The 14324-nt window shown below is 74.1% G+C and carries 14 protein-coding genes; 8 read left to right on the forward strand and 6 right to left on the reverse strand.

Annotated elements, in window-relative coordinates; all coding sequences use genetic code 11:
- Positions 1-102 precede the first annotated feature (102 nt).
- From ACFYT9_RS38375 to ACFYT9_RS38395, 5 genes are all read right to left on the reverse strand, one after another.
- On the reverse strand, positions 103-1887 hold the full coding sequence (locus ACFYT9_RS38375) for a glycoside hydrolase family 15 protein (RefSeq protein ID WP_387273277.1): 1785 nt from the start codon (positions 1885-1887) through the stop codon (positions 103-105).
- Positions 1888-1920: 33 nt separating this feature from the next.
- The gene (locus ACFYT9_RS38380) at positions 1921-2787 is read right to left on the reverse strand and encodes an SURF1 family protein (RefSeq protein ID WP_389171584.1); all 867 of its coding nucleotides are present in this window, start codon (positions 2785-2787) and stop codon (positions 1921-1923) included.
- Between the two features lie 101 nt (positions 2788-2888).
- Positions 2889-3122 carry a hypothetical protein gene (locus ACFYT9_RS38385; protein WP_360315617.1) on the reverse strand — a complete coding sequence of 78 codons (234 nt, stop codon included), beginning with the start codon at positions 3120-3122 and terminating at the stop codon, positions 2889-2891.
- A gap of 63 nt (positions 3123-3185) precedes the next feature.
- Complete coding sequence (locus ACFYT9_RS38390; protein WP_376597323.1) at positions 3186-4160, reverse strand: DEDDh family exonuclease; 975 nt, start codon at positions 4158-4160, stop codon at positions 3186-3188.
- Positions 4157-4855, reverse strand: a complete 699-nt coding sequence (locus tag ACFYT9_RS38395) for a TetR/AcrR family transcriptional regulator (RefSeq protein ID WP_389171587.1) — start codon at positions 4853-4855, stop codon at positions 4157-4159. The genes ACFYT9_RS38390 and ACFYT9_RS38395 overlap by 4 nt, the downstream gene beginning before the upstream one ends.
- A gap of 142 nt (positions 4856-4997) precedes the next feature.
- On the opposite strand from ACFYT9_RS38395, the gene ACFYT9_RS38400 reads away from it, so the two are divergent.
- From ACFYT9_RS38400 to ACFYT9_RS38435, 8 genes are all read left to right on the forward strand, one after another.
- Positions 4998-5795, forward strand: a complete 798-nt coding sequence (locus ACFYT9_RS38400) for an acetoacetate decarboxylase family protein (protein ID WP_376597321.1) — start codon at positions 4998-5000, stop codon at positions 5793-5795.
- Positions 5795-6679, forward strand: coding sequence for an SDR family NAD(P)-dependent oxidoreductase (locus ACFYT9_RS38405; protein ID WP_389171590.1), 885 nt, complete (start codon positions 5795-5797; stop codon positions 6677-6679). The genes ACFYT9_RS38400 and ACFYT9_RS38405 overlap by 1 nt, the downstream gene beginning before the upstream one ends.
- Positions 6680-6704: 25 nt before the next feature.
- Positions 6705-8048 carry an amidohydrolase family protein gene (locus tag ACFYT9_RS38410; RefSeq protein ID WP_389171592.1) on the forward strand — a complete coding sequence of 448 codons (1344 nt, stop codon included), beginning with the start codon at positions 6705-6707 and terminating at the stop codon, positions 8046-8048.
- A gap of 104 nt (positions 8049-8152) precedes the next feature.
- Positions 8153-9379, forward strand: coding sequence for an amidohydrolase family protein (locus ACFYT9_RS38415; protein WP_389171637.1), 1227 nt, complete (start codon positions 8153-8155; stop codon positions 9377-9379).
- A gap of 24 nt (positions 9380-9403) precedes the next feature.
- Positions 9404-10117 carry a VIT family protein gene (locus ACFYT9_RS38420; protein WP_376597317.1) on the forward strand — a complete coding sequence of 238 codons (714 nt, stop codon included), beginning with the start codon at positions 9404-9406 and terminating at the stop codon, positions 10115-10117.
- Between the two features lie 108 nt (positions 10118-10225).
- Positions 10226-11104 carry a sterol desaturase family protein gene (locus tag ACFYT9_RS38425; protein WP_389171595.1) on the forward strand — a complete coding sequence of 293 codons (879 nt, stop codon included), beginning with the start codon at positions 10226-10228 and terminating at the stop codon, positions 11102-11104.
- 74 nt (positions 11105-11178) lie between these two features.
- Positions 11179-11811: a lysoplasmalogenase gene (locus tag ACFYT9_RS38430; protein WP_389171640.1), complete on the forward strand. Its 633-nt coding sequence runs from the start codon at positions 11179-11181 to the stop codon at positions 11809-11811.
- 15 nt (positions 11812-11826) lie between these two features.
- Complete coding sequence (locus ACFYT9_RS38435; RefSeq protein ID WP_387273259.1) at positions 11827-12870, forward strand: zinc-dependent alcohol dehydrogenase family protein; 1044 nt, start codon at positions 11827-11829, stop codon at positions 12868-12870.
- 70 nt (positions 12871-12940) lie between these two features.
- On the opposite strand, the gene ACFYT9_RS38440 is transcribed toward ACFYT9_RS38435, so the two are convergent.
- Positions 12941-14269 carry a CoA transferase gene (locus ACFYT9_RS38440; RefSeq protein WP_389171598.1) on the reverse strand — a complete coding sequence of 443 codons (1329 nt, stop codon included), beginning with the start codon at positions 14267-14269 and terminating at the stop codon, positions 12941-12943.
- Positions 14270-14324 lie beyond the last annotated feature (55 nt).

The raw sequence follows: 14324 nt of genomic DNA on the forward strand, positions 1-14324 counted from the left end.
TGCTGTCCTTGTCGGTCAGATCCCATTACCGTGTCCCTTTGGACATTCCGTGGACATCACGTCGCGGAACTGGACACGGGATTCGGGATCCCACACATGGGGCTATCCTGCCGTCTCGTCCCACGGCAGGGCGAGCGCCGTACCGACCAGTCCGATGTGGCTGAACGCCTGCGGGAAGTTGCCGAGCTGCCGGCCCGTCACCGGGTCGTACTCCTCCGCGAGGAGCCCCACGTCGTTGGTGAGCCGCGTCAGCCGTTCGAAGAGCTCCCTGGCCTCCTCCTCGCGGCCGGTCATCCGCAGGGCGTCGGCGAGCCAGAAGGAGCAGACGAGGAAGGTGCCCTCCTGGCCGGGCAGCCCGTCCACCGAGCCGGAGTCGGGGGTGTAGCGGCGGACGAAGCCCTGGTGGGTCAGCTCGGCCCGGACCGCGTCGACCGTGCCGACCACCCGGGGGTCGTCCGGAGGCAGGAAGCCGACGCGGGGGATGAGCAGGGTGGCCGCGTCGAGCTCGGCGGAGCCGTACGACTGGGTGAAGGTGTTCCGCCCCGCGTCGTACGCCTTCGCGCACACCTCCGCGTGGATCTCGTCCCGCAGCGCCCGCCACCGGTCCGCTTCGCCGGGCAGCGAGGGGTCGTCCTCCAGGGTGCGTACCGCCCGGTCCGCCGCCACCCAGGCCATCACCTTGGAGTGGGTGAAGTGGCGGCGCGGGCCGCGCACCTCCCACAGCCCCTCGTCGGGGTCGCGCCAGTGCGACTCCAGGAACCCGAGCAGGCTCAGCTGGAGGTTCCAGGCGTGCCGCTCGGCGGGGATCCCGGCCTCGCGGGCGAGGGACAGGGAGTCCATGACCTCGCCGTACACGTCGAGCTGGAACTGGTCGACGGCCGCGTTCCCGGTCCTCACCGGGGCCGAGTCCGCGTAGCCGCGCAGCCAGGGCAGCGTCGTCTCGGGGAGCCGCCGCTCGCCCGCGGGCCCGTACATGATCTGGAGGTCGGCGGGGTCGCCCGCGACCGAGCGGAGCAGCCAGTCGCGCCAGGCGGCGGCCTCGTCGTTGTATCCGGCGGCGAGCAGCGCGCCGAGGGTGAGGGAGGAGTCGCGCAGCCAGCAGGACCGGTAGTCCCAGTTCCGCACGCCGCCGAGCTCCTCGGGGAGGGAGGTGGTGGGGGCGGCGACGATCCCGCCGGTGGGGGCGTAGGTGAGCGCCTTGAGGGTGATCAGGGAGCGGATCACGGCGGCGCGGTACGGGCCCCGGTAGCGGCAGCGGGCGGTCCACTCCCGCCAGTCGGCGAGCGAGTGCTCCAGGGCTTCGTAGGGGTCGATCAGGGCCGGCCGGCGCTCGTGCGAGGGGTGCCAGGTGAGGACGAACGCGACGCGCTCGCCGGCGGCGACGGTGAAGGCGGAGCAGGTGGCGAACTGCTGGCCCCAGGTCTTCACCTCGGGCTCGCTGCGGAGCCAGACGGCGTCGGGTCCGGCGACGGCGACCCGGTGGCCCTCGGAGCGCCTTATCCACGGCACGATCGAGCCGTAGTCGAAGCGCAGGCGGAGCACGGCGCTCATCTCGACCCGGCCGCTGACTCCTTCGACGATCCGGACGACGTCCGGGGCCCGGTCCCGCTGGGGCATGAAGTCGGTGACCCTGACGGTGCCGGTGCGGGTCTCCCAGAGGGTCTCCAGGACGAGGGAGTCCTCGGCGTAACGGCGGGAGGTGCACGTGCTCGCGCCCTTGGGGGCGATCCGCCAGTGGCCGTTGTCCTCGTCGCCGAGGAGGGCGGCGAAGCAGGCGGCGGAGTCGAAGCGGGGCAGGCAGAGCCAGTCGATCGAGCCGTCGCGGCCGACGAGGGCGGCGGTCTGGAGATCGCCGATCAGGGCGTAGTCGTCGATGCGTCGGGTCACGTTCTGGGCGTTCCCGGAAGCGGCGCCGGTCAATCAGCGGGGCGAGGTGGCCTGAATCGCGCTGCCGTCCTCTTGCGGGGCGTCCGGGGTGCCGTCCTCCGGCTCGCCGCCTCCGCCGCCGTCGCCTCCGCCGCCCTCGGCGGCGGTCGCGGCGGCGGTCTCACGGTCGCGCTTCTCGCGCCGGACGAGGACGATCCAGCCGACCGGCACACCGGCGGCGAAGAGCCACCACTGGACCGCGTACGCCATGTGGGCGCCGATCGAGTCGTGGTCGGGCTCGGGGATCTGCTCGGGGGAGTCGCCGGCCGGTTCGGGCTCGGTCTGCTCGACGTAGCCGCCCAGCACCTCGCGGCCGATGAGCTCGGCCTGCTGGGCGCTGCTGATGAGCATCACCTGACGGTCCGGCAGGCCCTTGAGGTCCTTGATGCCGCTGGCGCCGGTGGTCTCGTCGGCCTTCAGCCGGCCGGTGACGGTGACCTCGCCCTTCGGGGCGGGCGGGACCTCGGGGTAGTCGCGCTGGTTGGCCGCGGCCGGCACCCAGCCCCGGTTGACCAGGACGACCGCGCCGTCCTTCAGGACCAGCGGGGTGAGGACGTGCGCGCCGACCCGCTCGTCGGCGGAGGTGCGGCGGCGGACGACGACCTCGTGCGCGGTGTCGAAGGTGCCGGTGGCGGTGACCCGGCGCCAGTAGTCGGCCCGGGGGACGACATGGCCGGGCGAGGTGAGCTCCTCGACCGCGACCGGCGCGGCCTTCAGGTTGTCCTCGATCAGGGCGTTCTGGGCGACCCGGCGTTCGTGCCGGTGGAACTGCCAGAAGCCCAGCTCGATCATCGCGGGGATGAGGACGAGGGCGACGAGGGTGAGGATCACCCACTGCCGGGACAACAGGAAGCGGTACACGGAACGACCGTACAGTCCGGTGCGGGGACGTCCGCACCGGGGGGTCGGGTGACCGGCGCCACCCGACCAGGATCGTTTCTGCTCACGGGACCGGGCGGTGGTCACACCCGGTCGACGATGCCCGCCTTCCCCTCGGCCCGGGCGCAGTGGGCGCCGCAGTACCAGTTCCCCTCGACCTCGACGCCCTGTCCGATGATCTGGACCCGGCAGTGCTCGCAGATGGGTGCCATCCGGTGGATGGCGCAGGCGAAGCAGTCGAAGACATGGATCGCACCCTGGGCATGGATCTCGAAGGACATGCCGTAATCGTTTCCGCAGACCTCACAACGTGCCATGCGCCACAGGGTGGAGCCCCGGGCGCGGGCGCGCCGCGCACCACGCCCGCAGGGGGCGGGGTGTCACCCGTCTGCCGGGGCCACGTCCCGCAGCAGATGGGCGTAGGCGGCCTCGTCCACGATCGGCGTGCCGAAGGCCTTCGCCTTGACGGTCTTGGAGGTGCCGGCGTCCGGGTCGTTGGTGACCAGCAGGCTGGTGAGCCGGGAGATCGAGCCGGCGACGTGCAGCCCGGCCTCGACCGTGCGGTCCTCCAGGAGCTCCCGGTCGACGGAGGTGTCGCCGGAGAAGGCGACCCGCATGCCCTGCTTGAGCGGCTTGTCGCTCTCGTAGCGGCCGGGGTTGGGGTAGGGGCAGGCCGGGCGCTTCCGGGAGGGGCGCCAGCTGCCCGCCCGGTAGGAGGACTGGTGGCCGATCATCGGGCGGGCCGGCGAGGACGCCCACTCGGTGAGCGGGCGGCACTCCAGGAGCGGCAGCCGTACGCCCCGCTCCGCCGCCGCGTGCAGGCTCGGGCGGAACGCCTCGGCGAGCACGCGCGCGTCGTCGAGCGCGTTGTGCGCGCGCTGCTGCACCACCCCGAAGTGGGCGGCCAGCGACTCCAGCTTGTGGTTGGGCAGCGGCAGCGCCAGCTCCTTGGAGAGCGCGATGGTGCACAGCCGCTGCCTCACGGGCGCGGTGCGCTCCGCGCGCGCGTACTCCCGGGCGATCATCTGCCAGTCGAACATGGCGTTGTGCGCGACGAGGACGCGCCCGTCGAGGCGGGCCGAGAACTCCTCGGCGATCTGCGGGAAGAGCGGCGCCCCTTCGAGGACGTCGCTGGTGAGGCCGTGGATCCAGACTGGCCCCGGGTCCCGCTCCGGGTTCACCAGCGTGTACCAGTGGTCCTCCACGGCGCCCTGCGCGTCGAGGCGGTAGACGGCGGCGGACACGATCCGGTCGTCGCGGGCGAGACCGGTGGTCTCCACGTCGACGACCGCGTACCCCTGCGGGTAGGCGGCCGGCCACGTCGCTGCTGTCGTACGGTCGTCGAGCATGGTCACTGAGAATACGGCCCGCGACGGACACTCCCCTTCTCGCTGTCCGGCTTGTCCGTGATGTCCCCCTCGGCGAGTGTCGGGGCCCCGGCGAGCAGCCCCTCCACCAGCGCGCGCACCGAGGCCGCGAAGAGCCGCTCCGGCTCCACCGGGGCGGCCAGCGCCCGGGCGAGCGCCGGGTCGGCGTCGGCCGCCCCGGCGTCCCACAGCTCCTCCTCCGCGGGCGACTGGACCGGGGCCCGCTCGCGGTTGCGCTCCACCAGCACGTACCCGACGACCTGGAAGGCGACCGCCCGGACCAGCTCCGCCGCCCGCTCCCCGCGCAGCCCCGCCGCGTGCGCCTCCCGCGCCAGGGCCCGATGGGCCGGCAGGAACATCCGCTCCGTCAGGCCCCGCTCGTGCACCATCGCCACCAGGTGCGGGCGGTCGCGCAGCGCCCGGCGCAGGGCGTGCGCCACCGAGCAGATCCGCTCCGCGGGGTCCTTCCCGAGCGGCCCGATCGCCCCCAGGTCCGCCACCGTGCGGGCGGCCAGCGCGTCGAGCAGGGACTCGCGGTTGCCCACGTGCCAGTAGATGGAGGTGACCGCGGTGCCGAGGGCGGCGGCCAGGCCGCGCATGGTGAGCGCGTCGGGGCCGTGGACCCGCACCAGGGCCGCCGCCGCGTCTAGGACCTCCTCGCGGCTGAGCGCCGGGCGTGCCATCCGCAACCCCCTGACGAGTCGTCAATTCACTGTGCGCACGCGTCTTTACCCTTCATCGGCGGCGGTGTAACAGTGTTACAGGCCGTCGGTCCCGGGCCCGTGGGGCCGGGACCGTATCCGTCCGGAAGGGTGGTACGACGACATGGCACGAGTACGGTACGGGGCGCGCACCGAGGCGGAGAGCGCCGCAGCCCGCGCCGCCGCGGCGAAGCTCCCCGACATCTGGTCCACCGGCGTGGTCGCCCTCTGGGAGACCGACCCCGACGCGGTCGCGGCCGTCCTGCCGCCGCCGCTGAAGCCCACCGGACGCCCGCTCGTCCGGGTCACCGTCAGCAAGGTCGACCTGCCCGGCTATCCGCTCGGCGCCGGCTCGGTCTCGGTGGCCGCCGCCCACGGCGCCACCGAGGGCTGGTACCCGCTGGTCATGCCGATGACCCACGAGCGGGCCCTGATCGGGGGCCGCGAGGTCTTCGGCGAGCCGAAGAAGCTGGGCGAGGTCGTCGTCGAGCGCGACGGCCTCGTGGTGGGCGCCCGGCTCGCCCGGCACGGCATCGCCTTCGTCGAGGTGCGCGGCGCCGTGTCCGGCCCGCTGCCGCTGCCCGAGCCCGTCGAGCGGACCGACTTCTACTTCAAGTTCCTGCCCGGCGTGGAGGGGGCCGGCTTCGACGCCGACCCGGTCCTCGTCCACTGCGTCCGCCACGAGAAGGTGCGGAAGCTGGAGCAGGTCACCGGGGACGTCGTCCTGCGCGAGTCCATGTACGACCCCGTCGCCGACCTCCCGGTCCGCCGGCTCGTCGGCATCACCCTCGGCGAGAAGACCTCCGACCAGCGCGGCCGGGTCGCCGAGCGGGTCTCCGCCGAGGCCCTGCTGCCCTACGTCCACCAGCGGTACGACGACCCCGCGCAGATCCTCGACGGCCCGCCGGAAGGGAGCGTCTGATGGAGCTCGCGCAGGGGCAGGTCGCCGTCGTCACCGGCGCCGCGAGCGGCATCGGCCGGGCGATGGCCCGCCGCTTCGCCGCCGAGGGACTCGCCGTCGTCCTCGGCGACGTCGAGCGGGGCCCGCTCGACGAGGCCGCCGACGAGCTGACGGCGGAGGGGGCGCGGGTCCTCGCCCGGACCGTCGACGTCTCCGACCCGGAGCAGGTACGGGCCTTCGCCGACGCCGCCTACGACGCCTTCGGCGCCGTCCACGTGCTCTGCAACAACGCCGGCGTCGGCTCCGGCGCCGAGGGCCGCATGTGGGAGCACGAGCCCAACGACTGGAGGTGGGCCTTCTCGGTCAACGTCTGGGGCGTCTTCCACGGCATCCAGGCGTTCGTGCCCCGCATGCTCGCGGGCGGCGAGCCGGGCCACGTCGTCAACACCTCCTCCGGCGACGGCGGCATCGCCCCGCTGCCCACCGCCTCCGTCTACGCCGTCACCAAGGCGGCCGTCGTCACCATGACGGAATCCCTCTACGCCCACCTGAGGGCCGAGCACGCGCGCGTGGGCGCCTCCGTGCTCTTCCCCGGGCCCCACATGCTCCGCACCGGCCTGTGGGAGTCGCACCGCAACCGGCCCGAGCGGTACGCCAAGGAGCGCCCGCGCCGGACCCCGTACCGCACCCTCGACCAGTGGGAGACCGCCATGAAGGAGGCCGGTCACGAGATCGCCTTCACCCCGGTCGAGGAGGTCGCCGAGCACGTCGTCGAGGGCATCAGGGCCGACCGGTTCTGGATGCTGCCGGCGAGCGAGCACAGCGACCGGCAGATCACGGCACGCTCCCGGTCGATGCTCGACCGCGCGAACCCGTCCTACCTGGAGAACTTCATCCTCGACTGACCGGCCTGAGGGGGCTGTGCGCACCATGAGCCATGAGGACCCGTATCTGATCGTCTCCTCCGACTGCCACGCCGGGCTCCCCACCGAGGAGTACCGGCCCTACCTGGAGTCCCGCTTCCACCGGGCCTTCGACGACTTCCTCGCCGGCCGGCAGGCCCGCCGCGAGGCCATGACCCGCCTCGGGGTCCGCAACGAGGACTTCGCGAACAAGTGGTTCAGCGACCACGAGGAGGGGCTGCGCGGCGGCTGGGACCACGCGCAGCGGATCAAGGAGCTGGACGGGGACGGCGTCGCCGCCGAGGTCGTCTTCCCGGACGCGGACGCCGTCGACAGCCAGACCGCCGCCCCCTTCGGCGTCGGCCTCGGCCTCTCCGGCGACCAGGACCCCGAGCTGGGCATGGCGGGCGCCAAGGCGCACAACCGCTGGCTCGCCGAGTTCGTCGCCCACGCCCCCGCCCGGCACTGCGGCGTCGCCCTGCTGCCGGTCACCGCGGACCCGCGCGAGGTCGTCGCCGAGATCCACCGGGCCAAGGAGTCCGGGCTCGGCGCCCTCATGATCCCGTCCATGTGGGTCGACAAGGCGCCCTACCACGACCGGCGTTACGACCCGGTGTGGGCGGCCGCCGCCGAGACCGGCATGCCGGTGGTCACCCATTCCGGAGCCGCGCCCCGCGAGGAGTACGGCGACCACCTCGGCATCTACGTCTCCGAGGTCACCTGGTGGCCGGCCCGGCCCCTGTGGTTCCTGCTCTGGTCCGGGGTCTTCGAGCGGCACCCGGGGCTGCGGTTCGGCGTGGCCGAGTCCGGCTGCTGGTGGCTGCCGAACCTGCTCTGGTTCATGGACCGGCTCTACCTCGGCGCGCACGGCGGCAAGAAGCTCTCGCCCTTCGCGGAGCTGCGGCGCCCGCCGAGCGAGTACCTGGACCGGCAGGTCTTCGTCTGCGCCACCAACACCAAGCGGCGCGAGCTGGCGCAGCGGTACGAGATCGGCGTGGACAACATCCTGTGGGGCTCGGACTTCCCGCATCCGGAGGGGACCTGGCCGAACACCCGGTCCTGGCTGCGGAACACCTTCCACGACATCCCGGTGGGGGAGACCCGGCGGATGCTGGGCCTGGCCGCCGCCGAGGTCTTCGGATTCGATGTCCGCACCCTCGATCCGATAGCCAGACGGATCGGCCCCACCCCCGCCGACCTCGGCCAGCCCGCCGACCAGACCGCCGTCGAGGCGTCCTGGGCCCGCTCCCGCGAGACCGGCCGCCACTGGCTCACCGGCGGGGACTTCCCCGTCATGGGCCCGGCCGCCGGCCCGGATCCGGGCCGGGCCGCGGGGCCGGTGTCCGGACCGGCCGCGGGGGTGACCCGGTGACCGGCGGCAGGAGTGGCCCGGGGGCCGGCCGGGAGGGTGGTCCGGTGACCAACCGGGAAAGCGACCCGGAGGGTGGCCCGGCGACCGACCCGGAGGGTGGTCCGGTGACCGGCCGGTACACCGTGATCTCCGCCGACTGCCACGCCGGCGCCGACCTCCTCGACTACCGGCCGTACCTGGAGAAGCGCCACCACGACGACTTCGACGCCTGGGCCGCCACGTACGTCAACCCGTACGAGGACCTGCTCGCCGACACCGCCGACCGCAACTGGAACTCCGGCCGGCGGCTGAGCGAGCTGGAGGCCGACGGGATCGTCGCCGAGGTCGTCTTCCCCAACACCATCCCTCCCTTCTTCCCCTCCGCGTCCCTCATGGCCCCCGCCCCCACCCAGGAGGAGTTCGAGCGGCGCTGGGCGGGGCTGCGCGCCCACAACCGCTGGCTCGCCGACTTCTGCGCCGAGGCCCCCGGCCGCCGGGCGGGCGTCGCCCAGATCCTCCTCAACGACGTCGAGGCGGCCGTCCGCGAGATCCGCCGCACCCACGCGGCCGGCCTCACCGGCGGCATCCTGCTCCCCGGGACCCCGCCGGGCAGCGGACTGCCGGAGCTGTACTCGGAGACGTACGACCCGATCTGGGCGGTCTGCGAGGAGCTGGGCGTCCCGGTCAACCACCACGGCGGCTCGGCCTCCCCGCCGCTCGGCGACGAGCCGGCCGCCCGCGCCGTCTTCATGGTGGAGACCACCTGGTTCTCCCACCGCGCGCTGTGGCACCTGGTGTTCGGCGGCGCCTTCCGCCGTCACCCGGAGCTCAGGCTGGTCCTCACCGAACAGGGCTCAGGCTGGATCCCCGGCGTCGTGGAGATGCTGGACTACTACCACGGGCGCCTCGTCGCGGCGGCGAGCCGGGCGGTCACCGCCGAGTCGAAGTTCGGCGCGGGCCTCGCGGACTCGATGGGCCGCAGCCCCGGCGAGGTCTGGCGGGAGAACTGCTTCGTCGGCGCCAGCTTCATGCGCCCGCACGAGGTGCCGCTGCGCGACCGGATCGGCCTCGACAAGATCATGTGGGGCAGCGACTACCCGCACGACGAGGGCACCACCCCGTACTCCCGCGAAGGGCTCCGGATCGCCTACGCCGGCCTGCCGCGCGAGGAGGTCGCGGCGATGGTCGGCGGCAACGCGGCCCGCGTCTACGGCTTCGACCTCGCCCTCCTCGACCGGCTCGCGGCCGTCCACGGCCCGACCGTCGAGGAGATCGCGACCCCCCTGGAGAAGGTCCCGGAGGGCGCCACCAGCCCGGCCTTCGCCCCGGGCGGGTCGGTCCGCGTCTGGTGACGTGACGGGTGCGACCCTCCTGGAGTGACCGCACCCCCCGCTCACGACGAGGCCCACGGCGGCGCCCTCGGTTCCCGTCTCAACTGGCTCCGGGCCGCGGTGCTCGGGGCCAACGACGGGATCGTCTCCACCGCGGGCCTCGTCGTGGGCGTCGCCGGCGCCACCGAGTCGCAGGCCGCCCTCCTCACCGCCGGACTGTCCGGCCTGCTGGCCGGCTCCCTCTCCATGGCCGCGGGGGAGTACGTCTCGGTCTCCGTCCAGCGCGACTCCGAGGACGCCGCCCTCGCCACCGAGAAGCGCGAGCTCCGCGAGAGCCCCGCCGCCGAGCTCGACGAGCTCACCGCACTCCTCACGGCCCGCGGCCTCAGCCCCGACGTGGCCCGCGAGGCCGCCGTGCAGCTCACCGAACGCGACGCCCTCAAGGCGCACGCGCGCGTGGAGCTGGGCATCGACCCCGACGACCTCACCGAGCCGTGGCACGCGGCCTGGGCCAGCTTCCTCGCCTTCACCGCCGGAGCCCTGCTCCCGCTGCTCGCGATCGTCCTCCCACCGCCCTCCGTCCGGCTCTGGATCACCGTCGGCTCGGTCCTCGCCGCCCTCACCCTCACCGGCTGGTGGGCCGCCCGGCTGGCCGCCGCCCCCGCCCCGAGGGCCACCCTCCGCACGGTCGTCGGCGGCGCCCTCGCGATGGCCGTCACCTACGCGGCCGGCTCCCTCCTGGGCGTCGCGGGGGTGTGACGGGCGGCCCGCTTGTCGGAAGCCGCCAAAGCCTGCTGACAAGTCGTCTCGCATACTTGTGGGTAATGGCGTCTAGCCGTCCTCGGGGACGGGCCCTACCGTCGACGCATGCCGCACCTGCCCGATGTCGTGCTCTGGTCCATACCGGCGTTCGTGCTGCTCACCGCCGTGGAGATCGTCAGCTACCGGTTCCGTCCCGACGAGGAGGAGGCCGGGTACGAGGCGAAGGACGCCGCCACCAGCATCGGCATGGGGCTCGGCAGCCTCGCCTTCGACGCCCTGTGGAAGATCCCGATCGTCGCGATCTACGCGGCCGTCCACGAGCTCACCCCGCTCCGGGTGCCCGTCCTGTGGTGGACGATCCCGCTGATGCTGCTCGCCCAGGACTTCTTCTACTACTGGTCGCACCGCGGGCACCACGTCATCCGCGTCCTGTGGGCCAGCCACGTCGTGCACCACAGCAGCCGCAGGTTCAACCTCTCCACCGCCCTGCGCCAGCCCTGGACCGGCTTCACCTCCTGGCCGTTCTATCTGCCGATGATCGCCCTCGGCGTGCACCCCGCCGCCGTCGCCTTCTGCTCCTCGGTCAGCCTCGTCTACCAGTTCTGGATCCACACCGAGCGCGTCGACCGGCTGCCCCGGCCCTTCGAGTACGTGCTCAACACCCCCTCCCACCACCGCGTCCACCACGCCTCCCAGGGCGGCTACCTGGACCGCAACTTCGGCGGGATCCTCATCGTGTGGGACCGCCTCTTCGGCTCCTGGGCCGGCGAGAACGAGCGGCCCGTCTACGGCCTCACCAAGAACATCGAGACGTACAACCCGCTGCGCGTCGCCACCCACGAGTACGCCTCCATCGCCCGCGACGTCCGCGCCGCCCGCGACTGGCGCGAGCGCGCCGGCCGCGTCCTGCGCGGGCCCGGCTGGCAGCCGGAGCCCCGCACCGCCCCGCACCACGACCAGACCGCCCCGGAGCCCGCCGCGTGAACGCCCCCGACGCAGCCCCCGCCACTGCCGCCCCCCGCACAGCCCTCCTCGCCCCCACCTCCACCCCCACCCCCGTGCCCGCCCTCTCCCGCGTCCTGCTCGGCGCCTTCCTGCTCGCCGCCGCCGTCGACCTCGGCTCCCTCCTCGCCGGCGCCGAGACCGGCCATCTGGTCGCCAAGCCGCTCCTGATGCCGCTGCTCGCCGCGTACGCCGCCACCCGGGGCGCCCCGAAGCTCCTCGTCCTGGCGCTGCTCCTCGGCTGGGGCGGCGACGTCCTCCTGCTCCTCGACGCCGACTGGGCCTTCCTCGCCGGCATGGGCTCCTTCGCCCTCGGCCACGTCTGCTACCTGACCCTGTTCGGCCGCCGCCGCACCTCCCCGGCGCTCGGAGCGCTCTACGCGGCCGCCCTCGCCGGCACGGTCGTCGCCCTCTGGCCCGGACTCCCCGCCGACCTGCGGATCCCCGTGGCCGGATACTCCCTGCTGCTCACCGCGATGGCCTACAGGGCGAGCTCGCTCGGCGTCCTCGCCGGCACCGGCGGGGCCCTGTTCCTGCTCTCCGACACCCTCATCGCCACCGGCATCGCGGAGTGGCCCCAGCTGCCGGCCCCCGACTTCTGGGTCATGCTGACCTACATCGCCGCTCAGTACCTGCTGACCGCGGGTGGCCTGAAAGCGATGTACGGTGAACGTCGTACAACAAGCTGACCCGGACGAGGAACCATGCGCGCCACCACCATCCACGCCCCCTTCGACATGCGCGTGGAGGAGGTGCCCGACCCCGTCGTCCAGGACCCCGCGGACGTCGTCGTCCGGGTCCTGCGCGCCTGCATCTGCGGCAGCGACCTGTGGGCCTACCGCGGCGAGTCCGCCCGGCGGCCCGGCCAGCGCATCGGCCACGAGTTCCTCGGCATCGTCGAGGAGACCGGCTCCGAGGTCCGCGGCTTCAAGGCCGGCGACCTCGTCGTCGCCCCCTTCGTCTGGTCCGACGGCACCTGCGAGTACTGCGCCGAGGGCCTTCAGACCTCCTGCCCCCGCGGCGGCTTCTGGGGCTCCGTGGGCTCCGACGGCGGCCAGGGAGAGGCCGTCCGCGTCCCCTTCGGCGACGGCACCCTCGTCAAGCTCCCCGCCGACGCGGCCTCCGACGACCGTCTCCTCACCGCCCTGCTCGCCCTCTCCGACGTCATGGGCACCGGCCACCACGCCGCCCTCGGCGCCGGCGTCCGCCCCGGCTCGACCGTCGCCGTCGTCGGCGACGGCGCCGTCGGCCTCTGCGGCGTCCTCGCCGCCAAGCGCCTCGGCGCCGAGCGGATCATCGCTCTGGGCCGGCACACCGCCCGTACCGACATCGCCCGCTCCTTCGGCGCCACCGACGTCGTCGCCGAGCGCGGCGAGGCCGCCGAGGCCGCCGTCCGCGAACTCACCGGCGGCCAGGGCGCCCACGGCGTCATCGAGGCCGTCGGCACCGAGCAGTCCATGCGCACCGCCGTGAACATCACCCGCGACGGCGGCTCCATCGGCTACGTCGGCGTCCCGCACGGCTCCGGCACCGGCCTCGACCTCTCCGTCATGTTCGACCGGAACATCGCCCTGCGCGGCGGTGTCGCCCCCGTCCGCGCCTACCTCCCCGAGCTGCTCGCGGACGTCCTGGACGGCACCATCGACCCGTCCCCGGTCTTCGACCTGACCGTGGACCTCGACGGCGTCCCCGCCGGCTACCGCGCCATGGACGAGCGCACCGCCCTCAAGGTCCTCGTCAAGCCGTAGGGCCTGTCGTCACACTCCCTTCGGGCGACGACGGGAGTTCGACGACACGCCCTGGCCCCGGTCCGGCGGTTCACGGCCGGCTCCGGCCCCGATCCGCCGCCGGAGGGGCCCACACGGGCGCGTCCGCCCCCGCGACGCCCGGCGGGCGCGACCAGCCCGCCGGGCCGCCCTCGTACGCCACCGGCGACACCGCGTGCCGCAGTCGCCCCAGCGGCCCCTCCGTCTCCACCAGGTGCCGCCCGGGCTCGTACCGGGGCAGCCCGTGCGTCAGCCAGTGCCCGGTCTGCGCCAGGGCGAGCCGCACGAGGCGGCTGCCGCCGTCCCGCCGCTGCTCGGTCAGCGACCGCAGCACCGCCGCCGCCAGCAGATACCCCGTCCCGTGGTCCAGCGCCTGCGCCGGCAGTGCCCCCGGCTCCCGCGCCGACCCCTCCGTGACCGCGATGCCGGTCGCCACCTGCACCAGGCTGTCGAAGCCCCGCCGGCCGCCCCACGGGCCGTAGTCCCCCCACGCCGACAACCGGGCCGTCACCAGACCCGGCCGCTCCAGGCCGTACCGCTCCAGCGCCCCCGGCCGGTACCCCGTCACCAGGACGTCCGCCTCGTCGAGCAGCCCCTCGAAGGTCCGCCGGTCCGAGGGCCGGTCCAGGTCGAGGGCCGCCGTCCGCTTCCCGACGTCCGTGTCCGCGTGCTGGTCCGGCAGTTCGGGCCGGCCCGGTGGATCGATCCGCAGCACGTCCGCGCCGAGCAGCGCCAGCGTGCGGGTCGCCACGGGACCCGCGATCACCCGGGTCAGGTCGAGCACCCGCAGCGGCCCGTCCGCCCGCCGGCGGGGCGCGGCCCCGTCCCGTACCTCCCGGCGCAGCAGCGGGCGCGCCGCCACCTCACGGCCCTGCTCGTGGCCGGCCCACGCGTCCGGGGTGCGCAGCGCCACGGCGAGGCCGCCGGAGCCGTACACCGCCGTCTCGACCTCGACGGCGGTCCGCGCGCCGATCGCCTCCGCGACCGCCTCCACCGAGTCATCGGCGCCCAGCGCCGCGAGCAGCGCGGCCTTGTGGTGCGGGTAGTTGGCGTGGGTACGGACCCAGCCGTCGGCCGCCCGCCAGAACCGCGACAGCGGCGCGAAGCTCACCGGCGCCCGCCCGTCCACCCGCAGATGGCGCTCGCTCGTGAAGGCGGTGGCCACGGCACCGTCGTCCACCCGCACCGGCCCCGCCACGCGCGCGTGCTCCACGGCGGCGAGTCCGCAGACCGCGACCGTCGCCCGCGCCAGGTCCATCACCGGCAGCCGGGCCGGGAGCAGCCCCGACACCCCGCCGTACTCCACCCGGTCCACCAGGGCGGGATCGCCGCCCAGGACCGCCCACAGCGCTTCCGTACCACTCCGAACCGTGCTGTCCATGCCCGCACTATGGCACCCGGTGCCACCTTCCGGACACGCGAAGGGCCCCGGTGTG

Origin of the sequence: Streptomyces sp. NPDC004435, assembly GCF_042873895.1 — a bacterium.
GTDB lineage: Bacteria > Actinomycetota > Actinomycetes > Streptomycetales > Streptomycetaceae > Streptomyces.